1 protein-coding gene is annotated in these 339 nt (G+C 67.3%); it reads right to left on the minus strand.

All coding sequences use genetic code 11. The features are described from left to right. Window positions 1-131 precede the first annotated feature (131 nt). Window positions 132-339 (minus strand): transposase domain-containing protein (locus JMJ56_RS33395; protein ID WP_202836155.1); only part of this gene is annotated, 208 nt, incomplete at its 5' end.

Here is a 339-nt window from a genome sequence, read left to right on the forward strand (position 1 = left end):
GGCCAGGATCAGGCCACCGCCTTGCGCGGCGGCCCGTGCTGCAGAGAGCTCTTGAAAACGGACATCAGAGCGTCCGGTGAGGCGGCGACCAACCGTCAGGTTGTCGCGGCTTCGGCGTCGCTTGGCAGGTTCTAGGGCAGGAGCTCGGCGACACGGCTGACGGGATGATCGGCGATGCGCTCCAGCACGCGGCGGAAATAGGCCTCTGGATCGAGGCCGTTGAGCTTAGCGGTTGCGATCAGCGAGGCGACCGCCGCAGCAGGCTGACCGCCTTTATCCGACCCGGCGAACAGCCAGTTCTTCCGCCCCAAGGTCAGCGGCCGGATGGCACGCTCGACC

The organism is Belnapia arida (assembly GCF_016773205.1).
Taxonomy (GTDB): domain Bacteria; phylum Pseudomonadota; class Alphaproteobacteria; order Acetobacterales; family Acetobacteraceae; genus Belnapia; species Belnapia arida.